Here is a 22,818-nt window from a genome sequence, read left to right on the forward strand (position 1 = left end):
TCAGGCCGCGCGGTGCCGGGCCGGCCAGTAGGTGGGCACGAGGCCGCCCCGCGGGCCGAAGACCAGCGACACCAGGTAGATCACCCCCGCCATGAGGACGATCGACGGGCCCGACGGCAGGGACATGTTATAAGATAACGTTAGCCCTGCATAGCCCGAGAGGATGCCGAACCCGACCGCCATGGCGACGAGGCTGGTCACGTCGCGCGCCCAGAACCGAGCGGCGATGGCGGGCAGCATCATCAGCCCCACCGCCAGCAGCGTGCCGAGGGCATGGAAGCCGGCAACGAGGTTGAGCACGACCAGCGCGAGGAAGACGAGATGGGCCGGCGCGCCCGATCGCGACACGGATCGGAGGAAGCCCGGATCGACGCAGTCGAGCACGAGCGGCCGCCAGAGCAGGGCGAGGGCGAGCAGCGTCACCGTGGTGATCAGCGCGACGAGGATGAGCGTCGGGTCGTCCAGCGCCAGGACCGAGCCGAACAGCACCCGGAAGAGATCGACATTGGAGCCGCGCAGCGAGACGATGGTGACGCCGAGCGCCAGCGACATCAGGTAGAAGGCGGCGAGCGAGGCATCCTCCTTCAGCGCCGTGAAGCGGGCGACGAGGCCGGCGGTGAGCGCCACGGCGAAGCCGGCGGCAATGCCGCCGAGGGTCATTGGCACCAGGGCCAGGCCGAAGAGGAGATAGCCAGCCGCAGCACCCGGCAGGATGGCGTGGGCCATGGCGTCGCCCATCAGCGACATGCGCCGCAGCATCAGGAAGACACCGACCGGGGCTCCGCCGAGCGACAGCGCCACCGCGCCGACCAGCGCACGGCGCATGAACTCGAATTCGACGAAGGGGCCGATGAGGAGGTCGTACATGGGACCTGTCAGGCCGCTTCGGTGCAGATGTCGGCGTGGTCGTCGAAGGCTTCCGTCATCCGGCGGGCCGCCAGCATATTCTCGGGCGTCAGCACCTCGGTGGTGGCGCCCCAGGCGATGGCGCGCCGGGCGAGGAGAAGCGAGCGCGGGAAGGCCTGCCGCACCGTTTCCATGTCGTGGAGCACCGCGACAACGGTGCGCTTCTCGGCATTCCAGCGACGGACAAGGTCGAGCAGGTCGGCGCAGGTGCGCGCATCGATGGCAGTGAAGGGCTCGTCGAGAAGGATGACACGGGCATCCTGCACCAGCAGGCGGGCGAAGAGCATGCGCTGCATCTGCCCACCGGACAGCGTGCCAATGGTGCGCCGCTCGAAGCCGGTGAGGCCGACCGCGGCGAGGGCGTCGCCAACGGCCTCGCGGTCCTGACGCGACAGGCCGCCAAACAGCCCGGTGCGACGCCACAGGCCCATGGCGACCAGTTCAAACACGGTGATGGGGAAGCTGCGGTCGAGTTCCGCCGCCTGCGGCAGATAGGCGATGCCGTGGCGCCCCAGCCGCGGCAGTTCCACCGTGCCGCCAAGCGGCGGAATGGCGCCGGCGAGGCCTTTCAGCAAGGTCGACTTGCCGGCGCCGTTCGGTCCCACCACGGCGAGCATGTCACCCTGCTCGATCGTGCCGTCGAGATGGTGGACCGCCGGATGCCGGTCGTAGCCGAGGGTGAGGTTGCGGATCTGGATGGCGGACATCGGCGACCTCATGCCATGGCCCAGGCCACAAGCGCCCAGAGCCCGGCCGACAGCCCCACCGCGACGGCGAGGCGCGCACCGACGGAGAAGGTCAGGGCCGAGATCACCGGCCTTGCTTCGACGGCGGGCTGGACAATCCGCACGGGCGCAGCCGTCGCCCCATGGGCATGACCATGATGCGCGTGGTCGTGATGATGGCCATGATCGTGATGGTCATGATCGTGATGGCCATGATCATGCGCATGGCCGTGTCCTGGCGCGGGGGCCTTTGCCGCGTCCTGTTCCGGTGCCGTGGGAAGGTGAGATGCTGCGGCCAAGTCGGGCGGTCCCGCGTATCGTGAGTTCAACGTTATATAGTATCGGAAGCGGACGGTCCAACACGGGCCACGGCCAGCGCAGCAGCGCACCACCCGGGTCGGCGTCCTGCCATGCGACGTGGCCCCCGCCGTCGGCCTCGGCGCCAATGTCCTGGTCGGCGGATCGCGCGACACCGTCGCCCTTCAACCGCTCTCGGTTCAGGCGCAGACCGGCGCGAACCTCGCACTCGGCATCGGCAATCTGACACTGCAGCGCACCGCGCTCCGTCGCTGACGCGCGTCATCGCCCAACGACGAAAGAGCCGGCACCGCAGGGTGCCGGCTTCTATGTGTCCGGGAAAAGGAGCGATCGCTTACTGGCGATATTGCTGGATGCGCGTGGTGCGCAGGCCGGCAAGACCATGGCGGTCGATCGAGGCCTGCCAGTTGAGGAATTCCTCGACGGTCAGGGTGTAGCGCTTGCAGGCCTCTTCGAGGCTCAGCAGGCCACCACGGACGGCGGCCACCACCTCGGCCTTACGCCGGATGACCCAGCGGTGAGTATCGGGCGGGGGAAGATCGGCGATCGTCAGCGGACTGCCGTCCGGTCCGATCACATATTTCACCCGGGGGCGCATGGGCTCGGTCATACTCACTCTCACACAACGCACGCGACTGACCACGTCATGGGAAGAAACTACCGGCAGGACGTTAAATTTGGCCTAAATGCGAAAGTGGAATCCGAATCACCCATCGGCCGAACGGCAAGGGCCGCCCGTGAGCGGCCCCTGGGGTCGAGGTGAACGGCCATCGCCGCCTCTCGCCGTCGATCACATGGCGATGCCGAGGACGCGCGCGAGCGGGATATTGTTGGTCCCGACAGTGAGCCGCGGCGTGCCGGACGTCATGTCGACGGCGGTAACCTGGCCCTTGTGGGTGACCTGAACCTGCGTCGTCGCGGTGCCGGTGCCGCGATAGAGTTCCAGCGTATAGGGTTGGGTCCCCATGCTCTTGCCGTCGGAGCGCTTGCCGTCCCAGGAATATTCGCTCGACTGGTTGGCCGTCAGCGACACCTTCTTCTCCTGCACCACGACGCCGCTCGCATCGCGGATGCGCACCGTGTAGTCGCCGCTCTGCGTCGGCGTGAAGGTCCAGGACGCCCCCGACGATGTCGGCGATACCATGCTGGAATCGTAGGTGACGGTCTTGCCGAGATAGCCGAGCGAGGTCGTCGTCTGGTTGCCGGTCATGGCGGCGATCAGGTTGTCCAGCTTCGAGTTCGTCGCCAGCTGCTGCTCGACCTGGGAATACTGCACCAGCTGCTGGGTGAACTGGTTGGCGTCCATCGGCTGGGTCGGGTCCTGGTTCTTCAGCTGCGTGGTGAGCAGCTGCAGGAACGTGTCGAAATTGTTCGACAGCCGGGCCTGGGCGGTGGCGGTGCTGGTGGTGGCCGAAGACGAGCCGACCGAGGAGGTGGTGGTCATGGCGCGGCGTCCTTTCAGATCCGGATATCGACGCCGCCCCTGAGGGCGGCCGCGCGGGCATAGGTGGAGGCGCTGGCCTGCAGCGCGGCGATGGTCTCGGGATCCTCGATCATCACCTGCTGGCGGGTGGATCGGGGATCCTGCTGCTGGTCCCGGGCGCTCTGGCCGCCCTGGTCCTTCAAGGAGAATTCGAGGCTGCCCTCGCTGGTCTGCACGCCGGCCTGGGTGAGCACCCGTTCGAGATTGCGCTGGTCGCGCTGCAGCAGGTCGAGGGTCTCCTGCTTCTCGACCACGAGCTTCGACTTCACATGGCCGTCGCGATCGACAGTCAGCTGCACGTCGATGCGGCCGAGCTCGGCGGGGTCGAGGCGGATGTCGAAGCGGGTCGCCCCTTGCGAGGCGCGTGCCGCGATGGTGACGGCGAGGGCATGGACCGGCACCGGCGATCCGGCGCTGGCGGTCTGGGCGGCGACCTTCTGCGCCACCTCCATGCCGAAGGAGGACAGTGCCGCCGGTGCGGGTGTCGGCGTAGGCGGCGGGGGCGTTTCGGCCTTCGCCTGCGGCGTCGCATCGGCCTGAACCTGGGGCTCCTTGCGCTCGACCGTTGCCGCGCTGGCGGCGGTCTCGCCGCGAGGCGCGGCCGATGGCTCCGCCTTGGACGCCTTGTCGGCGGCTTCAGAGCGCGGCTTGCCCTCGGCGACAGGCTGGGCCTGTTCGGTCGTCCGCGGCTGCGCCGCATCGGCCGTCTTCGGGGCGGTCTCGGCGCTCTTCGACTGCGCCTCTGCGGTGGTCACCTCGCCAGGTGTCGTGGCCGCGACCGGGGCGGCGGCCTGCGCATCCGCGGTGCCGTCGGCAGCGGCCTGTGCGGCGGCGGTCTGGGCGGCGGCCGCATCGGCAATGGCGGGCTTTGCCGCGGCCTGGGCGGCGGGAGCGGCGGCCGTCGCGGCCGAGGCCTCAACGACAGCCTCGCCTTCCGGCTTGCCCGTCGCGGGCTGCTGGGCGGTCGGAGCCGGCGCGACGGCCGCCGCGACCGGCGCCGCGTCAGTCGGCTTCGCGTCAGCGGCGATAACCGGTTCGGTCTTGTCGGTGGTGGCTTCGTCAGCCGTTGCGGTCTTGGCCGGCGCCTCGGTGCCCTCGCTGCCGGTCTTCACGGCCTGGATGGCGTTGGTCGGCTCCTGCACCGGCTGGCCGGTGACGGTCTGGGGATTGCTCGCTTCGACCGCGGTGCCGGAATTGGCGGTCGGCCGCGTCTGCCGCGACCGCGTCACCCGGCTGTCGCGCTCCGGCTCGCCGAACTGGCGCTCCATCGCATCGAGCGCCTCGGCGAAGGCTGAACGGCCGTCGTCGCTCCGCGGCATGGCGGAGGAAGACCGGCTGCTGGCCGGGGCCGATGGGGACGAGGAAAGAGCTTGTGCCGACGACGCTGCCACGGACTGCCCCTGGAGACGCAAAATGACCTGCGACAGGTTCAGCAAGGCCCGGGCCAAGGCCGCTGCATCTAAAAGTCGTGATTTTTCAAAGCCCCGGATGAGGCGACACAGGAGATCGGGTGGAAAAGCCTGCCCTGCGCGGCAAGAATTGCCGGGCACCGCGCGACCGGATAGACCTGTCGCAACGACAAGCACATCAGGGCGGATCCATGCTCCTCGGCTGCATCGCGGACGACTTCACCGGCGCGAGCGACCTCGCCAACACCCTGGCGAAGGGCGGCATGGCCACGATGCAATTCGTCGGCGTGCCGGACGAGGCCGCCCCCGCGCGGTGCGAGGCCGGCGTCGTCGCCCTCAAGAGCCGCACCATCCCCGTCGCCGAGGCGGTGCGCCAGTCGCTCGAGGCTTGCGACTGGCTCCTCGCACAGGGCGCAACGCAGATCCTGTTCAAATATTGCTCGACCTTCGATTCCACGAAGGAGGGCAATATCGGCCCCGTGGCCGAGGCGCTGATCGAGCGGCTCGGCGCCGATGTCGCCGTCGTCTGCCCGGTCTTTCCGGCGACCGGCCGCACGCTGTTCAACGGCCATCTCTTCGTCAACGGCGTGCTGCTGAGCGAGAGCGGGATGCAGAACCATCCGCTCACCCCGATGACCGATCCGGATATTCGCCGCTGGCTGCGACACCAGACGAAGGGCGAGGTCGGGCTCGTGCCGTTCTCGACCGTTCGGCAGGGCGCGGAGGCGATCCGCGCGGCGCTGGGCGCCGAGGCCGCTTCCGGCCGCCGCCTCGCCGTTGTGGATGCCGTCGGCGACGACGATCTCGTCGCCATCGGTGCAGCCATCGACGGGGCGAAGCTCGTCACCGGCGGATCGGGGATCGCGCTCGGTCTGCCCGCCAATTTCCGCCGTCGCGGCCTGCTCTCGGCCACGGGGACGAGCTTCACGCCCGGCAACGGGCCCGCCGCCGTGCTCTCGGGCTCCTGCTCCAACCAGTCGCGCGCGCAGGTGAAGGCCTATACCGCGAAGCATCCCGGCCTCGCCGTCCTGCCTGATGACGTCATGAGCGGCGCCATGTCCGTCGACCAGGCCTTCGACCATGTCATGAGCCGCATCGGCCATGCCCCCATGGTCTATTCCTCCGCCGATCCGGCCGAGGTGAAGGCCGCGCAGGAGCGCCACGGCAAGGACAAGGTGGCCGAGGCCATCGAGGGCTTCTTCGGCGAGCTCGCCGTGCGCCTCGCCGATGCCGGCGTCGCCCGCCTCGTGGTCGGCGGCGGCGAGACCTCCGGCGCCGTCGTCACCGCGCTTGAGGTCGAGCGCTTCCACATCGGCCCGGAAATCGATCCGGGCGTGCCGGCGCTGGCCGCCGAAGGACCGCGCCCGATCCGCCTCGCGCTGAAGAGCGGCAATTTCGGCGCGATTGATTTCTACGACAAGGCGCTGGCCGCACTGGGTGAAGCGCAATGATCTTGGTGACGCATGAGCGATGAGGAAACGCGCGCCCGCGAGGGCCTCGTCCGCTGGGGCAAGTCCCTGTTCGACCGCGGCCTGACGCCGGGCTCCTCCGGTAATCTCAGCGTCCGCATCGCCGACGGCTATCTCTTCACCCCGACCAATTCCTGCCTCGGCTTCCTCGACGCCGCCCGGCTGTCGAAGCTCGACGCCGCGGGCCAGCACATCAGCGGCGATCCGCCGACCAAGGAACTGCCGCTGCACTTCGCCTTCTACGAGGCGCGCCCCTCGGCGCGCGCGGTGGTGCACCTCCATTCCACCCACGCCACCGCCCTCTCCTGCCTCGCTGACACCGACCCCAACGACGCCATCCCGCCGATCACGCCCTATGTGGTGATGCGCGTCGGCAAGGTCCCCGTCGTGCCCTATACCCGCCCGGGCTCGGCCGATGTCGCCCCGTTGATCCGCGCCAAGGCGCCGGATCATCCTGCGATCCTCCTCGGCAATCACGGCCCGGTCGTTGCCGGCGCATCGCTTGAGAGCGCCGTCTTCGCCATGGAAGAGCTGGAGGAGACGGCCCGCCTCGTCCTCCTCACCCGCGGCATGGCCGTGCGCCATCTCGCCAGCCAAGAGATCGCCGACCTCGAGGCGACGTTCAAACTCAGGGGATAGGACGCCCATGCCGCGCTTTTCCGCCAATCTCGGCTTCCTCTGGCAGGGCATGCCGCTCCTCGACCAGATCGAGGCCGCCGCCCGCGCCGGCTTCCGCGCCGTTGAAATGCACTGGCCCTACGACACCGATCCGAAAGCGGTGCGCGCCGCCTGCGATCGGCTGGGTCTCACCATGCTCGGCGTCAACACGGTGAAGGGCGACGTTGCCAAGGGCGAGAACGGCCTTGGCGCCCTGCCCGGCCGCGAGGCGGAGTTCCAGGCCGCCATCGACCAGGCCATCGCCTGGCAGGTCGCGGCGGGCGGCAAGGCGATCCATGCCATGGCCGGCATCGTCCGTCCGGCGGAGAAGCCCGCCGCCACCGCCGTGTGGGTCGAGAACCTCTCGATCGCCGCCGATAAGGCCGCAGCCCACGGCATCACCTTGCTTCTGGAGCCGCTGAGCCCGCGCGCCGCGCCCGGCTATTTCTATTCGACGCTCCGCGGCGCCGGCGAGATCATCGCCCGCGTGGCCAAGCCCAACGTCAAGATCATGTTCGACGTCTTCCATGTCGGCTGCGCCGAGGGCGACGTGCTGACCAACCTCAAGGCCTGGTGGCCCCATATCGGCCATGTCCAGATCGCCGCGGTGCCGAGCCGGGCCGAGCCTGACGAGGGCGAGATCGACTTCCGCACCATCTTCCACGCGCTCGACGCCCAGGGCTATGACGGCTGGGTCGGCGCCGAATATCGCCCGCGCGGCGACACCGATGCGGGCCTTGGCTGGACGAAGACGCTGGGCGTCACACTCGGCTGACCTGCCTATCTGGCGGGCGCGAACAGCGATTGTGCAGCGCAGCAATTTTACCTGTCGCCTCAAGCCGTTACGCAATAGCGTTGCGCCCGCCCTGCCGAGAACGAAATCGACAGAACGATTCCAGTATGACAGCGTTCTTGACCTAAGCGGCGATGAACAGCCGCGACGATTCCGGGCTCACCGAGCCCTGAAGGTCATGAGGAGACCGCGATGGCGAAGGCACCCCCTGCTTCGGCCGATCTCGCCAACAGCTTGCGCTTCGACGACGTCTCGCTCGACGACAAATATGACCTGACGAAAGAGCGCGTCTTCCTCACCGGCGTGCAGGCGCTGGTCCGCCTCACCCTGATGCAGAAGGAGCGCGACCGCCGCGCCGGGCTCAACACCGCCGGCTTCGTCTCCGGCTACCGCGGCTCGCCGCTCGGCGGGCTCGACCAGGCCTTCTTCAAGGCCCAGCGCAATCTCCTCGCCAGCGACGTCATCTTCACCCCCGGCCTCAACGAGGATCTCGCCGCCACCGCCGTCTGGGGCACCCAGCAGGCCGAGATGCGCGGCGAGGGCAAGTTCGACGGCGTCTTCGGTGTCTGGTACGGCAAGGGCCCGGGCGTCGACCGCTCCGGCGACGTGTTCCGCCACGCCAATCTCGCGGGAACCTCGCCGAATGGCGGCGTCCTCGCCCTCATGGGCGACGATCACACGGCGGAATCCTCCACCGTTGCGCACCAGTCGGAATTCCACTTCGTCGACGTGATGATGCCGATCCTGAACCCCGCCGGGGCGCAGGAGATCCTCGACTATGGCCTCTACGGCTGGGCCATGTCGCGCTATTCAGGCGTCTGGACGGCGCTGAAATGCATGAAGGACACGGTGGAATCGACCGGCGTGGTCGACGGTGCGGTCGACCGCGTGAAGATCGTGCTGCCCGGCGACGATGAGTTCGTCATGCCGCCCGGCGGCGTCTCCATCCGGCCGAACGACGACCGGCACGAGCAGGAAATGCGGCTGCACATGTACAAGCGCGCCGCAGCCCTCGCCTTCATCAAGGCGAACAAGCTCAACCGCATCATCACCTCAGGCGGCCGCCAGCCGAAGATCGGCATCATCACGACAGGCAAGAGCTATCTCGACGTCCGCCAGGCTCTCGACGAGCTCGGCATCGACGAGGTGAAGGCCAACGATCTCGGCCTGCGCCTGTTCAAGATCGCCTGCCCCTGGCCGCTCGACCCGGCGGAGCTGCGCGCCTTCGTCGCCGGCCTCGACCTCGTCATCGTCGTCGAGGAGAAGCGCGCGCTGCTCGAGGTCCAGGTGCGCGAGGAGCTCTACGGCCACTCGCACCAGCCCATCGTCATCGGCAAGAAGGACGAGACGGGCGAATGGCTCTTCCCCGTCCATGGCGCCCTCGACCCCAACGACGTCGCCATCTGCATCGGCGAGCGGATCCTCAAACATGTCGGCCACAACGACCAGGTCGCCGCCAATGTTGCCCGCCTCAAAGGCGCGCAGGATGTCCTGAAGACCACCCCGGTGATTGCCACCCGCATCCCCTATTTCTGCTCGGGCTGCCCGCACAACACCTCCACCGTCGTGCCTGAGGGCATGCGGGCCTATGCCGGCATCGGCTGCCACTACATGGCGCTGTGGATGGACCGGAACACCGAAGGCTTCACCCAGATGGGCGGCGAGGGCGCCAACTGGGTCGGCGAGGCGCCGTTCTCGAAGCGCGGCCATGTCTTCCAGAACATCGGCGACGGCACCTACAACCATTCGGGCTCGCTGGCGGTGCGCTTCGCCGTCGCCTCGAAGGTGAACATCACCTACAAGATCCTCTTCAACGACGCCGTGGCCATGACCGGCGGCCAGCGCCACGAGGGTGGCCTGACCATGCCGATGATCGCCGCGCAGATGCGCGCCGAGGGTGTCGCGCGCATCGCCGTCGTCACCGACGAACCGGACAAATATGCCGGCCACGGCATCGCCTTCCCGACCGGCACGACCATCGACCATCGCGATGATCTCGACAGCGTGCAGAAGGAACTGGCGGCTGTCGGCGGCGTCTCGGTGCTGATCTACGACCAGACCTGCGCCGCCGAGAAGCGCCGCCGCCGCAAGCGCGGCACGTTCCCGGACCCGGTGAAGCGCGTCATCATCAATGAGGCGGTCTGCGAGGGCTGCGGCGATTGCGGCGTCGCCTCCAACTGCGTCTCGGTCCAGCCGCTGGACACCGAGTTCGGCCGCAAGCGCACCATCGACCAGTCGTCCTGCAACAAGGACTTTTCCTGCGTGAAGGGCTTCTGCCCGAGCTTCGTCACGGTGCATGGCGCCGAGCCGAAGAAGGGCCAGGCCATGGCCGTCCAGGCCGACATCTCCGCCCTGCCCGATCCGGTCATCCCCACCATCGAGCACACCTACAACGTCCTCATCGAGGGCGTCGGCGGCACGGGCATCGTCACGGTCGGCGCCATCCTCGGCATGGCCTGCCACCTCGAGAAGAAGGGCGTCGGCCTCATCGACATGGCGGGCCTCGCCCAGAAGGGCGGCGAGGTCTTCTCGCACATGCGCATCGCCCGCCTGCCGGAGGACATCCACTCCATCCGCGTCCATGCCGGCTCGGCCGATCTCGTGCTCTCCGGTGACATCGTCGTCGCCGGCGGCAAGAAGTCCCTCGCCGCCATGAAGCCGACCACCAAGGTGGTGGTGAACACGGTCGAGACCCTGCCCGGCCAGTTCACCCGCGACGCCAATTTCTCGCTGCCCTCGGAACGCCTGAAGCGGGCGATCATCGGCCATGCCAGCCGCGAGACGACGCATCTCGTCGATGCCCAGCGCCTCGCCACGGCGCTGATGGGCAATTCCATTGCCACCAACCTCTTCCTCGTCGGCTACGCCTACCAGATCGGCGGCCTGCCGCTCACCGCCGCCGCCATCGAGCGGGCGATCGAGCTGAACGGCGAGGCGGTGAAGATGAACATCACCGCCTTCCGCTGGGGCCGCCTCTGCGCCCATGATCGCGCGGCGGTGGAGGCCCTCGTCGCGCCGGTGACGAAGCCGACCGGCATCGAGACCCTGTCGCAGAATCTGGACGAGGTCATCGCCCGCCGCATCGACCAGCTCACCCGCTACCAGAACGCGGCTTATGCGGCGCGCTATGCCGGCCTCGTCGAGACCGTGCGAAAGGCCGAGGCCGAGAAGGCCCCGGGCAAGCAGGGCCTCACCGAGGCGGTCGCCCGCTTCCTCTACAAACTCATGGCCTACAAGGACGAGTACGAGGTCGCCCGGCTCTATACCGACGGCAATTTCCTCAAGCAGGTCGCGAAAACCTTCGACGGCAAGGACCTGCGCTTCGAGTTCCACCTCGCCCCGCCGCTGCTCGCCCGCCCCGACGATGGCGGCCGTCCCCGCAAGATGAGCTTCGGGCCGTGGATGATGAAGGCGTTCCGCGTCCTCGCGGCGCTGAAGGGCCTGCGCGGCACCGCCTTCGACATCTTCGGCTATACCGAGGAGAGGAAGACCGAGCGGCAGCTCATCCGCGACTACGAGGCGCTGGTCGCCGAGATCTTGGCGAAGCTGACGCCCGACAACCACGCGCTCGCCGTGGGCCTCGCCGCGATGCCTGAGAAGATCCGCGGCTTCGGCCATGTGAAGGCGCGCCATCTCGATGTCGCCCGGAAGGAAGAGGCCGCGCTGCTCGCCGAATTCCGGTCGGGCGCGAAGCCAGAGGCGAAGCTCGCTGCGGAGTGAGGCGGCGTCCACGCTCTCCCCGCAGGGCCTGGCCCCATCCGCCGCCTATCCCGCACCCCTGTTTCATGGCAGAGACAAACTCCCCGCGTCTCGGACGGACCCTGCCATGACCTCGCCCTTCATCCCCTCGCCCGTCGCCAGCGGCTGGAAGACCATCACCCCCGCCGAGGCCGGCTTCAACCCTGAGAAGCTCGCTGCGGCGACCACCTTTGCCGAGGGTGCCGAGAGCCCCTGGCCGATGAGCCTCTACTATCCCGACGGGCGCTATGTCGGCATCGTCGAGTGGAACGAGACCGGCCCCTGGAGCGCCATCGTCGGCCCGGTGATCCCGCGCGGGAAACCCGCCGGTGTCATCATCAAGGGCGGCCGCATCGCCGCCAGCTGGGGCGATGTCGCCCGCGTCGACATGACCTTCTCCATCGCCAAGAGCTATCTCGCGGTGCTGGCGGGCCTTGCCGTCGATGACGGCCTGATCCGCCTCGACGACCCGGTGGCGAAAACCGTCGACGGCCCGCATTTCGCCTCTGCCCACAATGCGAAAATTACCTGGCGCCACCTGCTCACCCAGGCGAGCGAATGGGAGGGCGTGATCTTCGACAAGTCCGACCAGGTCGATCACAACCGCCAGATCGGCGCCGGCGCCGACAACAGCCGCAAGGGCGAGAAGCGCGATCTGCGCGAGCCGGGGACCTTCTACGAGTACAACGACGTCCGGGTGAACGTCCTCTCCTACGCGCTGCTGCGCCGCTTCGGGCGCGCCCTGCCCGAAGTGCTGAAGGAGCGGATCATGGATCCTATCGGCGCCTCCGACACCTGGCGCTGGCACGGCTACGAGAATTCCTGGGTGGATCTCGGCGGCGGTCGCAAGGCCCAGTCCGTGCCCGGCGGCGCCCATTGGGGCGGCGGCATCTTCATCTCCGCCCTCGACCATGCCCGCCTCGGCCTGCTGATCGGCCGGCAGGGCGCATGGGGCGGCCGCCAGCTCCTGTCGAAGGCCTATATCGCTGACATGCTGGCGCCCTCCGCCACCAATCCCGATTACGGCTTCCTCTGGTGGCTGAACCGCGGCAAGGCGCGCTATCCCAACGCCACCGAGCGCAGCGTCTTCGCGCTGGGCGCCGGCTCGAACATCATCTGGGTGGAGCCCGAGAACGACCTCGTCGTGGTCGGCCGCTGGGCGGACCAGACGAAGTTCAACGCCTTCTTTGGCCATGTGATGGGAGCGCTGGCCTAGAGGCGAACCCCTACCCCCTTGCCGCAGCTTGATCGGCGCGCCATTTCAGGCGACAAGACGCGACACATCACCGCGGACGGGAACTCTGATGGCCTCTGGCGGATCGTTGAACTGGACCAATGTCGCCAACGTGCTCGGCGCGACGATCATCGTCGGTTCCGAGGCTGTGGGTGCCGGCGGCGCAACCGGCTGGGCCATTGCCAGCCTGATGAAGCTCGGCGATCAGGCGGTCCTCGTCTCGACGGTGGTCGGGGTCGGCCTTGGCATTCTCGCGACCATCGCCTTCCTGCGCTCGGCCTATCGCGCCGAACCCTTCCGCTGAGGGCAGCGACAGCTCAGGCGTAATCCTTGCGCATGTACTGGACCTTGCGGTCCTCCAGGTCCTTGACGTCGGTGCGCAGGAAACCCCGCCGCCCATACCAGTCGATCCGCTGCGTCAGCTTGGCATTGGTGTAGAGCGTCACGAAAGCCGCGCCGAGATCGCGCAGCCGCCGCTCGGAGAAGCCGAGGATGGCATCGCCATAGCGCTTGCCATGATGGCGCGGATGCACGGCGAGCGAAACGATCACCGGTTCCTCCACCATCGCGATGACCGCGCAGGCGGCAAGGTCCCCGTCCTCCTCCGCCACCCAGATCTCCTGCGTCGCCATTGCGTCCGCATAGTCCACCATGCGCGGGAAGGAGACCGTGCCGGTCAGCGCCTCATTGGGCAGGTAGGCGGCCTCCTTCAGCGCGGCGATCGCCGGTACATCGCGCAAGGTGGCGCGGCGGAGCGTCAGGCCGCCCTCCTCAGCCGTCGTCGCGTTCATCACCGCGAGGCTCACCTTCTGCCGGCCGTCGGCGTCGAAATTCGCGGGCGAGAGCCAGCGCGTGAAGGCGAGGCGGCGCTGCGGCCATTCGCAGTCAAGCATCGAGTACCACGCCGTATCCCGGTTCGCGCCCTTGGCGATCATGTGCTGGCGGAACAGGCCCTCGAAGGTGAAGCCGAAGCGCAGAGCCGCCTTTTTCGACGGCTCGTTGAGGTCGTTGCACTTCCACTCATAGCGGCGATAGCCCAGCGTCTCGAAGACGTATCGCATCAGCAGGAACTGCGCCTCGGTCGCCGCCGGGGTGCGCTGCAGGGCGGGGGTGTAGAGGATCGAGCCGACCTCGATGACCCGGTGCGTCGTGTCGATGCGCATCAGCGACAGCCAGCCGATGGCACGGTCGGTCAGGTCGGTGATCGCCCAATAGACAGGATCGGTCGTGCCGGCCGCGATGCTGCGGACATGGGCGTCGAAATCGGCCTTCTGGGCATAGGGACCGGAGAAGAGATAGGCCCATTGCCAGGCCGCCTCCGGCCCATGCGACAGGGCGTAGAGGCCATCCGAGTCGCGGGCCGGGTCGAGCGGGCGCAGGCGGCAGTATCGCCCCTCGAGGACGACATGGGTCGGGCGGGGCGCCGGCGTCGTGTCGACGGCGAAGCCGAATGTGGGCGCGCTCAAGGGATGCTCCGGTCAGGACTGGGGATGATGGGTGCGGAAGAAGCCGTTGAGGGCGCCGAAGGGCTCGGCCGTCGCCAGCGCGTCGAAGCTCCCCTCGCTCGCGAGTTCGCGGGCAGCCTTCAGGAAGCCGCCCCAGGCGGCGCGCGCCAGCGCCGAGCCGACGGAGATGCGGCGCACGCCGAGCGCGGCGGCATCCGCCACGGTGAGGCCGATGGGCGCCGAGATCAGCACGTTGACCGGCTTCGGCGCCACCGCCGCCACCACCTCGCGGATCTGCTCCGGCGTCCTCAGGCCTGGTGCATAGAGCACGTCGGCGCCCGCCGCCGCATAGGCAACGAGGCGCTTCAACACGGTCGCCTGCGCATCGGGCAGGCCGAAGAGATGCGCCTCGCAGCGCGCCGTCAGCAGGACGTCGGTGCCCTTCAGCGCCTCGGCGGCGGCGCGGATGCGGTCCACCGCGAGGTCGAAGGGATAGATCACCTCCTCCGCCGTGTCGCCGTGGTCCTCGATGGAGAGGCCGGCGACCCCGGTGGCCGCGCAGAGCCGGCAGCTCTCGGCGACCCCTTCGGGATCGCGCGCATAGCCGGATTCGAAATCGGCATTCACCGGCAGGTCCGTCGCCCGCACGATCTCGGCGATATGGGCGAGCGCCATGTCGCGCGGCACCGCCCAGTCCGTGTCGGGGAGGCCGCGGGAAAACGAGAAGCCCGAGGACGTCGTGGCCAGTGCCTTGAAGCCGAGATGCTTCAGCATCATCGCCGTGCCGATGTCCCAGGGATTGGGAATGACGAAGCAACCGCTCTCGTGCAGGCGGCGGAAGACGGCGCGTTGCGGTAAGGCATCCATGGCTGGTCCCCCTAAGGCCCGGAATGCAAAAGTCGCGCGGCCGGGACCGCGCGACAATCGTGTTTTGGTGATGGTAGGGATCGCCGGAGGCGATGGGACCGTCAGTGATTGTCGCGGGGAATGCCGCGCTTCTGGGCGATCTTCTGGTATTTCACCGCCGGCTTCAGCACCATGCCGTCGGCGAGCTGGCTCACCATCGAGCGCTGGATCTCCTGCCAGGGCGTCTGACTCTTCGGCACCTTGAAGCCGCCATTCTTCTTCAGCTCGACCATGCGCGCGGCGAACTCCTCCTCGGAGATGAGGATGTTGGCCGAGCGCTTGTTCAGGTCGATGCGTACCCGGTCGCCGGTCTTCAGCACGGCCAGGCCGCCGTTGGCGCCCGCCTCCGGCGAGGCGTTGAGGATTGAGGGCGAGCCCGACGTGCCGGACTGGCGACCGTCGCCGATGCAGGGCAGGTCGCGGATGCCCTTCTTCAGCAGCGCCGCCGGCGGCTGCATGTTCACCACCTCCGCCGAGCCGGGATAGCCGAGCGGACCGACGCCGCGCACGAAGAGGATGCAGGTCTCGTCGATCTTCAGCGCGGGATCGTCGATGCGGTGGTGATAGTCCTCGGGCCCCTCGAAGACGATGGCGCGGCCCTCGAAGGCGTCAGGGTCCTTCGGGTTCGACAGGTAGCGCTTGCGGAAGTCGGCGGAGATGACGCTCGTCTTCATGATGGCGCTGTCGAAGAGGTTGCCCTTCAGCACGATGAAGCCGGCATCCTTCACCAGCGGCTTGGCATAGGAGCGGATGACGTCCGGATCGGTGATGACCGCATCCTTGACGTTCTCGCCCATGGTCTTGCCATTGGCGGTGATCGCATCGCCATGGATCTTGCCGGCCTTGAGCAGCTCGTTCATCACCGCCGGCAGGCCGCCGGCGCGGAAATATTCCTCGCCGAGATAGGCGCCGGCCGGCTGCATGTTGACCATGAGCGGCACCTCGTGGCCGACCGTCTCCCAATCCTGGATGTCGAGCTTCACGCCGATATGCTTGGCAATCGCGTTGATGTGGATCGGCGCATTGGTCGAGCCGCCAATGGCGGAATTTGCCACGATGCAGTTCTCGAAGGCCTTGCGGGTGAGAATGTCGGAGGGCTTCAGGTCTTCCCAGACCATGTCGACGATGCGCTTGCCGGTGGCGAAGGCGATCTGGCCGCGCTCGCGATAGGGCGCGGGGATGGCGGCGCAGGAGGGCAGCGACATGCCCAGCGCCTCGGCCAGCGCATTCATGGTCGAGGCCGTGCCCATCGTGTTGCAATGGCCGATGGACGGCGCCGACTTCGTCACCACATCGATGAACTCGTCATAGGTGATGGTGCCGTCGGCCTGGAGCTTGCGCGCCTCCCAGACGACAGTGCCGGAGCCGGCCCGCTTGCCGTTCCACCAGCCGTTCAGCATCGGCCCGCCGGAGAGCACGATGGCGGGGATGTTGACGGTGGCGGCGCCCATGACGAGGGCCGGCATGGTCTTGTCGCAGCCGGACATCAGCACCACGCCATCCATCGGATAGCCGTAGAGGATCTCGACCAGCGACAGGTACTGCAGGTTCCGGTCGAGCGCGGCGGTCGGACGCTTCAGCGTCTCCTGGATCTGGTGGACCGGGAATTCCAGCGGAATGCCGCCGGCATCGCGGATTCCGTCCTTGACGCGCTGGGCAAGCTCGATGTGATGGCGGTTGCAGGGCGAGATATCCGATCCCGTCTGGGCGATGCCGATGATCGGCCGGCCCGAGCGGAGTTCCTCGACGGTGAGGCCCCAGTTGACCGTGCGCTCCAGATAGATCGCGGTCATGCCCGGATTTTCCGGATTGTCGAACCACTGCCGCGAACGCAGGTTCTGGGGCTTCATCTTGCGGCGGGCCATGCCCTTCCTCCCATGTTGCGCTGCGAAGCGTTCAATCGATTGAACTGCTTGCCGCGTCGTCGTTTCCGCGATTTGAGCGCGCGTCTCCGCCGATTGCAACGGCAAAAGCGACGGAGGCGACATGCGGGGACGGAGGATATGTGATATGCTGCGGAAGCATATGCTTCCGGAGGATGTACCATGGCCATCACGGTTCGGAACAAGGCCTTGGAAGAGCGGATCAAACGGATCGGCCGCCGGCGAGGCTTGGGGCCGACAGCCGTCATCACTTGGGCCGTTGAAACCGCTGACAACATGCCGGCGGACACGCTGCCACCCGAAGAGGTTGATCGCCGGTTGAAGGCTCTCGATGAGATCACGCAGCGTATTCGCGCGACGATCACAGACGCCGACCGGACCGCGATGAAAGCCATCGAGGACGACATGTATGATGAGTTCGGCCTGCCAAAATGATCGTCTGCGACACGTCGGCTCTGATCGCGATCTTGAAGGTTGAGCCTGACTCTCTCGTGTTCCGGCGTGCGATCGCAGAGGCAAGGCCGATCGGCATCCCCGCGTCGGTCTATCTGGAAGCTGCTATGGTCGCCTATGGCCTCAAACTGGGACGCGGCGAGCTCGACGCCATCATCGCTGCATCGACCATGACCTTCATCCCCCTTGACGAGCCTATCGCCCGCATCGCCGGCGACGCCTTTGTCCGCTATGGCCGCGGAACCGGCCATCCGGCCGCGCTCAACTTCGGCGACTGCATCAGCTATGCGACCGCGATGCACCTCGATTGCCCTCTCCTGTTCAAGGGCGACGACTTCCGGCATACGGATGTGAAGGTCGCCCTCTAGCGCGGCCGTGACGCCATCCGGAAACGCTCCATGACCCTCAAGACCGTCGCCAATTTCGACCGTATCGGCGAGGAGAACGCCTTCGCCGTCCTCGCCCGCGCCACCGCGCTGATGCGCGCCGGCAAGGACGTCATCAATCTCGGCATCGGCCAGCCGGATTTCGCGACGCCGCAGAACATCACCGAGGCGGCGATCAAGGCGATCCGCGACGGCCATCACGGCTACACCCCGGCCAACGGCATCCTGCCCCTGCGCGAGGCGGTGGCCGCCGATCTCGACCGCCGCTTCAAGGTCTCGGTCTCGCCGGAAGAGGTGATGATCGTCCCCGGCGGCAAGGTCACCATGTTCATGGCGATCCTGATGTTCGGCGAGCCGGGCGCGGAGATCCTCTATCCGGACCCGGGCTTTCCCATCTACCGCTCGATGATCGAGTATACCGGCGCGACGCCGATCCCCGTGCCGATCCGCGAGGAGAACGGCTTCGCCTTCTCCGCCGACGAGCTCCTGTCGCTGATCACGCCGAACACCCGCCTCGTCATCGTCAATTCACCCGCCAATCCGACCGGCGGCGTCACGCCCAAGGCCGAGATCGACAAGCTGGTGAAGGGGATGGAGCGCTTCCCCGACGTCGCCATCATGTCCGACGAGATCTACGACCAGATGGTCTATGACGGCGAGGAGCATGTCTGCCTCCTCTCCTACCCCTCCATCCGCGACCGGACGATCCTGCTCAATGGCTGGTCGAAGACCTATGCCATGACCGGCTGGCGTCTTGGCTACTCGGTCTGGCCGGGCAAGCTCTACGAATATGCCCGCAAGCTCGCCGTGAACTCCTTCTCCTGCGTCAACGCCCCTTCGCAATTCGCCGCGCTGGAAGCCCTCACCGGCCCGCAGGACGCAGTGGGCAAAATGGTCGCCGAGTTCGACGCCCGCCGGAAGCTGGTGGTCGAGGGGCTGAACAAGCTGCCCGGCGTCTCCTGCATCGTGCCGAAGGGCGCCTTCTACGCCTTCCCCAACATCAAGGAGACCGGCTGGAAGGCGAAGCCGCTCGCCTCGGCTCTGCTGGAAGATGCCGGCGTCGCGACCATCGGCGGGCCGGACTTCGGCGTCCATGGCGAGGGCTACATTCGCCTGTCCTATGCCAATTCGGCGGAGAACATTCTGAAGGCGCTCGACCGGATGAAGGGTTTCCTCGAGCGGCGGAACAGCTGAGGCTGACCGCCCGCCCTACCCCCGCCCGGTCAGCAGCATCACGCCCCAGGCGGTGAGGATCGGCAACGGCAGCGAGGCGGCGACCCGCAGCCACACGACCCGCGTCGGCATCACCGGCAGCTCCCAGACGATGAGCCGCTGGAAGGCGAAGAGCGCCCAGGCCGTCACATAGGTCATGACCGCGAGATAGCCCGCGCCGCTCTTCAGCGCGGTCGCGCCGATGGCAAAGCCGATGACCGGCCCGCCGGGGGTGAGCGCCCCTGCGAGGGTGGCGAGCAGCAGGCCCGTCAGGCCGGAATCCGGCCCGAGCCAGGACCGCACCACGTCCTGCGGCAGCAGCGCCGCGAGGAAACCCGAGCCGATCACGCCGATGGCGAGGCGGGGGATGAGGTAGAGGAAATCGAGGACGCCGTGGCGCGCCGCCTCCGCCGCGACCTCCGGCCCCTTGCGCCAGGCGAACAGCGCCAGCACCGCCGCGATCACCCACAGCGACAGGGTCACGGCGAGGGTGGCGCTCATCGCGGCCCTCCCGGCACGATGCGGGCGAGCCAGTGCGCGCCGAGCCCGGCGAGGATCGGCAGCGGCAGCGAGACGATCATCCGCGTCGTGACGAAATCGACGCCGAGGAACGGCGCCTCCCAGATGATCGCGCGGTTGAGGCCGATCAGCGTCCAGCTGGTGACGAAGGCGACCGCCGGCCCGACGCCCGCGCCGATGGCCAGCAGCGCGCCGGCCAGCGGATAGATGGTGAAGGGTCCGCCCGGCATGATCGCCCCCACTGCCGTGGCGATGACGAGGCCGGTGAGCCCGGAACCGGCGCCGATCCAGCGCGAGACGAACTCGCGCGGCAGCACGGCCGCGACGAAGGCCCCGATGAGGCAGCCGGCCAGCACCTTCGGCAGGATGTCGAGGAAAAGCCAGGAATCCTCGGCGAGAATGTGGGTGAGGCCCGGGATGCCCTCCCGGCGGAAGACGATCACAGCGCCCGCGATGACCAGCGCAAGGACGAACAGCGTCGAGCCGTCGATGAGGCTGCGCGGCTTCTGGGGAGGCGGGTCTGAGGCTGACAAGCAGATGGCCGGGGCGATGCGAATGCCGAGGACGACAGCATCACCCTAGACGCGACGCCCCCGCGCCGGAACCGGCGCGAGGGCGGATCAGGCGTGCAGGAACGCGCCCGTCAGGCGCGCGCCGCCTTGGCCTCCGCCGCGGCCTGGTCGAGATGGGCGACGAGTGAGGGCTCAAGGCCGAGCGTCGCCGCGAAGTCGCGCAGGAACTGCGCCTCCGCCGCCGTGTCGACCTCCATGCCGAGATGGGCGGCGATATAGGCCTGCGCCTTCATCTCGTCGGTGGTGCAGGAGGCCGCGAGGATCTTCATGCTGACCGGTGCGGCGAGCGCCCCGTCGAGGAAGCTCTTCTCGGCCTGGCCAAGCCCCATCGTGTCGAGCTGGCCAACGATCATGGCGCGCTCCTCCGCCGACATCTCGCCGTCGGAATAGGCCGCCGCCACCATGGCGCGGAGCAGGATCTCCGCCGTGTCCTGGATGGTGCCGCCGGCCTCGGCATAGCCCTGCGGGGCCTGGCCCATGCCGAGCAGCGAGGTCACGTCGTTGATCGTGCCCTGCACCACCGGCTTGCCCTGCTGGAAATTGCGCAGCGCCACATAGGCGAGGCCGCCAATGGCCGCGAGGCCACCGACCTGCACCGCCGTGCCGGCGATCTTGCGCCCAGCACCGGTGCCGAGCAGCAGGCCGGCGAGCGTGCCGACTGCCGCACCGCCGCCGAAGCCACCGGCGTGCTTCTGCAGCACATCGGCAGCCTGGCCGAACATGCCGCCGGCACCGCCCTGGCCCTGGGCACCGCGCAGCGAGGTCATGAGCTGGTCGAGGAGATTGCCGCCCGCCGGAGCCCCGGCCGGAGCGGCGGGCACGGCGCCCGCGCCCTGAGGGGGAAAGCCGGCCTGGCCGGGAATGCCGCGGCCCTGGGCGCCGGTCTGGACCTGCTGGAGCACGTCGCCGATCTGGCCGAGGAGGCCGCCACCGGCACCGCCACGCTGGCCTTGCGCCATGCCGGCGATCTGTCCGAGGAGGCCACCGCCGCCGCCCTGCTGCGTGCCGCCCGAAAGGACGGAGGTGAGAATTTTCGCAATGTCGGTCACTGGTGCCTCCTGTGTGCCCCTCCCCGAGGTATGCACGCCAATTGCGACAACAAGTGCGACAGGTTCGCGCCCCGAAGGTGGGCTGCGCGCCTTCGATCAGGGCCTGAGCGCCCGCGCCTCCGCGGCGAGGCGGGTGATGCGGGCGAAGTCGCCGCTGGCAAGCGCATCGTCCGGCACCACCCAGGAGCCGCCGACCGCCCCGACATTGGCAAGCGCCAGATAGGAGGGCGCCTTGGCGGCGTCGATGCCGCCGGTGGGGCAGAAGATGAGGCCCGGCAGCGGGCCAGAGAGGCTCTTCAGGAAGGCAGCGCCGCCCGAGGGCTCGGCGGGGAAGAACTTCAGGGCGGTGAAGCCGCGGGCGGCGAGCGCCATCGCCTCCGTCACCGTGGCGCAGCCCGGCAACACCGGCACCGGGCAGGTGGCAAGGCCCACCGCGAGCTCGGCCGGCGTGCCCGGCGAGACGAGGAACCGCGCCCCGGCGGCGGTCGCGACCTGGATATCGTCGATGCGGGTGATGGTGCCGGCGCCGACCACTGCCTCCGGCACCTCGCGGGCGATCTCGCGAAGGGCGGAAAGCGCCTGCGGCGTGCGCAGCGTCACCTCGATGACCGGCAGGCCACCGGCGACCAGCGCCCGGGCCAGCGGCACCGCCACGCTGGCATCCTTGATGGTGAGGACCGGGATGACGGGGGCGGCGGCGAGCAGGGGGCGGGCGTCGGGGAGCATGGCGGTCTCACTGGTATGGAAGATACCTAGCACCGCATGGAGGGGGTCGGAAAGACGGGCTGACCAAGAAGCGGCACCGGGCTTGCGAACCAGCCCGGGATGCTCAGTTGCGGTTGGCCAAGCCGTTCGCCTGGCGCTGGGTCCGGATCGTCTCCCGCTGGGCAAGGATCTGCGCGCGGAATTGCTCCATGCCGGTGCGCACCGTGCGGCTCGCCTGCGGGAATTCGGTCGGCGAGGTGAAGCGATCCGGGTTCGCCTGATCATAGGCCATGACGGCCCTCAGCGTGCGGTCGAGGGCCGGGATGTCGCCAAAAGCATATTCGTTGACCGGCCGTCCGACGACCTCGGACAGCGAGGCGAAGAGGGCTGGATCGCGGTCGCGCGGCAGGTCGGGGCGCGCGGCGAGATGGGTCCGGTAGCGCAGCTGGCTGAGGTAGCATAATGCACCTCGCAAACCCGTATGAATGCTGATTTCTTGCGGATGCCAGATGGTAGGATACCATCCAAAATACCATCACGCCCGGTTGCTACCCCCTCTCTGGCCCTCCCCCTCGGCCACGCCATGTTAGGCCCCGCCGCTGTCTCCATCCGTACTCTTACGGAAGAGCGGATCAGGATAGGCGGCGGCCATCAGCTTGACGGGTCTAAATGCCGTTGCGTAAGGCCCCGGCTTGGGAGGATGCACCGTGAAGCACTACGTCGCGACCGGCCTGATTGCGCTTTGCCTGGGCGGGACGGCGCGCGCCGACAACGCCGAACGGCTATTGGTCAATGGAGCGCTCGCCATGGCAGGCCATGAATTAGCCCCTTAAGTGCCCGGACAGGGTCTCCCACTTTGCTAAGAGGTAGGAGTAATGTCGGTATTATGACTGGTCACAATGCGAAGAGTGAGGTCCTGACGGGCCGAGAAGTTCGCCGGCGTCGTACGCCCGCGG

23 protein-coding genes and 1 pseudogene are annotated in these 22,818 nt (G+C 68.0%); 10 read left to right on the forward strand and 14 right to left on the reverse strand.

Annotated elements, in window-relative coordinates; all coding sequences use genetic code 11:
• From O9344_RS15350 to O9344_RS15360, 3 genes are all read right to left on the reverse strand, one after another.
• A complete protein-coding gene (locus O9344_RS15350) occupies positions 1 to 867 on the reverse strand; it encodes a metal ABC transporter permease (RefSeq protein ID WP_298479145.1) in 867 nt (288 codons plus the stop codon).
• 8 nt (positions 868 to 875) lie between these two features.
• On the reverse strand, positions 876 to 1,613 hold the full coding sequence (gene aztA, locus O9344_RS15355) for a zinc ABC transporter ATP-binding protein AztA (RefSeq protein WP_298479146.1): 738 nt from the start codon (positions 1,611 to 1,613) through the stop codon (positions 876 to 878).
• 103 nt (positions 1,614 to 1,716) lie between these two features.
• Entirely contained in the window at positions 1,717 to 1,857 is a 141-nt protein-coding gene (locus tag O9344_RS15360) for a hypothetical protein (RefSeq protein WP_298479147.1), read from the reverse strand.
• Positions 1,858 to 2,060: 203 nt separating this feature from the next.
• Here O9344_RS15360 and O9344_RS15365 point away from each other — a divergent pair.
• Positions 2,061 to 2,204, forward strand: a pseudogene (locus tag O9344_RS15365) (DUF992 domain-containing protein); the annotation flags it as partial.
• A gap of 79 nt (positions 2,205 to 2,283) precedes the next feature.
• Here the strand turns inward: O9344_RS15365 and O9344_RS15370 are convergent.
• The 3 genes from O9344_RS15370 to O9344_RS15380 form a co-directional block, all read right to left on the reverse strand.
• Positions 2,284 to 2,559 (reverse strand): DUF1153 domain-containing protein, encoded by a 276-nt coding sequence (locus tag O9344_RS15370; protein ID WP_106749419.1) that lies wholly within the window; start codon positions 2,557 to 2,559, stop codon positions 2,284 to 2,286.
• 180 nt (positions 2,560 to 2,739) lie between these two features.
• Positions 2,740 to 3,393 (reverse strand): flagellar hook capping FlgD N-terminal domain-containing protein, encoded by a 654-nt coding sequence (locus tag O9344_RS15375; protein ID WP_298479148.1) that lies wholly within the window; start codon positions 3,391 to 3,393, stop codon positions 2,740 to 2,742.
• A gap of 14 nt (positions 3,394 to 3,407) precedes the next feature.
• Positions 3,408 to 4,751: a flagellar hook-length control protein FliK gene (locus O9344_RS15380; RefSeq protein WP_298479149.1), complete on the reverse strand. Its 1,344-nt coding sequence runs from the start codon at positions 4,749 to 4,751 to the stop codon at positions 3,408 to 3,410.
• 281 nt (positions 4,752 to 5,032) lie between these two features.
• On the opposite strand from O9344_RS15380, the gene otnK reads away from it, so the two are divergent.
• The 6 genes from otnK (at position 5,033) to O9344_RS15410 (ending at position 13,036) form a co-directional block, all read left to right on the forward strand.
• The gene (gene otnK, locus O9344_RS15385) at positions 5,033 to 6,292 is read left to right on the forward strand and encodes a 3-oxo-tetronate kinase (RefSeq protein ID WP_298479150.1); all 1,260 of its coding nucleotides are present in this window, start codon (positions 5,033 to 5,035) and stop codon (positions 6,290 to 6,292) included.
• Positions 6,293 to 6,304: 12 nt separating this feature from the next.
• The gene (locus tag O9344_RS15390) at positions 6,305 to 6,949 is read left to right on the forward strand and encodes an aldolase (RefSeq protein ID WP_298479151.1); all 645 of its coding nucleotides are present in this window, start codon (positions 6,305 to 6,307) and stop codon (positions 6,947 to 6,949) included.
• Between the two features lie 7 nt (positions 6,950 to 6,956).
• Complete coding sequence (locus tag O9344_RS15395; protein ID WP_298479152.1) at positions 6,957 to 7,742, forward strand: TIM barrel protein; 786 nt, start codon at positions 6,957 to 6,959, stop codon at positions 7,740 to 7,742.
• Between the two features lie 210 nt (positions 7,743 to 7,952).
• The gene (locus tag O9344_RS15400) at positions 7,953 to 11,480 is read left to right on the forward strand and encodes an indolepyruvate ferredoxin oxidoreductase family protein (RefSeq protein WP_298479153.1); all 3,528 of its coding nucleotides are present in this window, start codon (positions 7,953 to 7,955) and stop codon (positions 11,478 to 11,480) included.
• 106 nt (positions 11,481 to 11,586) lie between these two features.
• Positions 11,587 to 12,714, forward strand: a complete 1,128-nt coding sequence (locus O9344_RS15405) for a serine hydrolase (RefSeq protein WP_298479154.1) — start codon at positions 11,587 to 11,589, stop codon at positions 12,712 to 12,714.
• Positions 12,715 to 12,802: 88 nt separating this feature from the next.
• Positions 12,803 to 13,036, forward strand: a complete 234-nt coding sequence (locus tag O9344_RS15410; protein ID WP_298479155.1) for a hypothetical protein — start codon at positions 12,803 to 12,805, stop codon at positions 13,034 to 13,036.
• Between the two features lie 13 nt (positions 13,037 to 13,049).
• Here O9344_RS15410 and O9344_RS15415 read toward each other — a convergent pair whose 3' ends face one another.
• The 3 genes from O9344_RS15415 to O9344_RS15425 all read right to left on the reverse strand — a co-directional run bounded on the left by O9344_RS15415 (position 13,050) and on the right by O9344_RS15425 (position 16,948).
• The gene (locus tag O9344_RS15415; protein WP_298479156.1) at positions 13,050 to 14,198 is read right to left on the reverse strand and encodes a GNAT family N-acetyltransferase; all 1,149 of its coding nucleotides are present in this window, start codon (positions 14,196 to 14,198) and stop codon (positions 13,050 to 13,052) included.
• A gap of 12 nt (positions 14,199 to 14,210) precedes the next feature.
• Positions 14,211 to 15,044 (reverse strand): isocitrate lyase/phosphoenolpyruvate mutase family protein, encoded by an 834-nt coding sequence (locus tag O9344_RS15420; protein ID WP_298479157.1) that lies wholly within the window; start codon positions 15,042 to 15,044, stop codon positions 14,211 to 14,213.
• Between the two features lie 101 nt (positions 15,045 to 15,145).
• The gene (locus tag O9344_RS15425; RefSeq protein WP_298479158.1) at positions 15,146 to 16,948 is read right to left on the reverse strand and encodes an IlvD/Edd family dehydratase; all 1,803 of its coding nucleotides are present in this window, start codon (positions 16,946 to 16,948) and stop codon (positions 15,146 to 15,148) included.
• Between the two features lie 180 nt (positions 16,949 to 17,128).
• On the opposite strand from O9344_RS15425, the gene O9344_RS15430 reads away from it, so the two are divergent.
• The 3 genes from O9344_RS15430 to O9344_RS15440 are packed head-to-tail and all read left to right on the forward strand — an operon-like array spanning position 17,129 to position 18,999.
• The gene (locus tag O9344_RS15430; RefSeq protein ID WP_298479159.1) at positions 17,129 to 17,401 is read left to right on the forward strand and encodes a type II toxin-antitoxin system VapB family antitoxin; all 273 of its coding nucleotides are present in this window, start codon (positions 17,129 to 17,131) and stop codon (positions 17,399 to 17,401) included.
• Positions 17,398 to 17,787, forward strand: a complete 390-nt coding sequence (locus O9344_RS15435) for a type II toxin-antitoxin system VapC family toxin (RefSeq protein WP_298479160.1) — start codon at positions 17,398 to 17,400, stop codon at positions 17,785 to 17,787. Before O9344_RS15430 ends, O9344_RS15435 begins: the two co-directional genes overlap by 4 nt.
• A gap of 30 nt (positions 17,788 to 17,817) precedes the next feature.
• The gene (locus O9344_RS15440; RefSeq protein WP_298479161.1) at positions 17,818 to 18,999 is read left to right on the forward strand and encodes a pyridoxal phosphate-dependent aminotransferase; all 1,182 of its coding nucleotides are present in this window, start codon (positions 17,818 to 17,820) and stop codon (positions 18,997 to 18,999) included.
• 15 nt (positions 19,000 to 19,014) lie between these two features.
• On the opposite strand, the gene O9344_RS15445 is transcribed toward O9344_RS15440, so the two are convergent.
• From O9344_RS15445 to O9344_RS15465, 5 genes are all read right to left on the reverse strand, one after another.
• A complete protein-coding gene (locus O9344_RS15445; RefSeq protein ID WP_298479162.1) occupies positions 19,015 to 19,518 on the reverse strand; it encodes a hypothetical protein in 504 nt (167 codons plus the stop codon).
• Entirely contained in the window at positions 19,515 to 20,069 is a 555-nt protein-coding gene (locus tag O9344_RS15450; RefSeq protein ID WP_298479163.1) for a permease, read from the reverse strand. Before O9344_RS15450 ends, O9344_RS15445 begins: the two co-directional genes overlap by 4 nt.
• A gap of 110 nt (positions 20,070 to 20,179) precedes the next feature.
• On the reverse strand, positions 20,180 to 21,157 hold the full coding sequence (locus O9344_RS15455; RefSeq protein WP_298479165.1) for a tellurite resistance TerB family protein: 978 nt from the start codon (positions 21,155 to 21,157) through the stop codon (positions 20,180 to 20,182).
• A gap of 96 nt (positions 21,158 to 21,253) precedes the next feature.
• On the reverse strand, positions 21,254 to 21,883 hold the full coding sequence (gene eda, locus O9344_RS15460) for a bifunctional 4-hydroxy-2-oxoglutarate aldolase/2-dehydro-3-deoxy-phosphogluconate aldolase (RefSeq protein WP_298479167.1): 630 nt from the start codon (positions 21,881 to 21,883) through the stop codon (positions 21,254 to 21,256).
• Positions 21,884 to 21,986: 103 nt separating this feature from the next.
• Positions 21,987 to 22,337 (reverse strand): hypothetical protein, encoded by a 351-nt coding sequence (locus tag O9344_RS15465; RefSeq protein ID WP_298479168.1) that lies wholly within the window; start codon positions 22,335 to 22,337, stop codon positions 21,987 to 21,989.
• Positions 22,338 to 22,818 lie beyond the last annotated feature (481 nt).

Origin of the sequence: Phreatobacter sp., assembly GCF_027532945.1 — a bacterium.
Classification (GTDB): Bacteria; Pseudomonadota; Alphaproteobacteria; order Rhizobiales; family Phreatobacteraceae; genus Phreatobacter.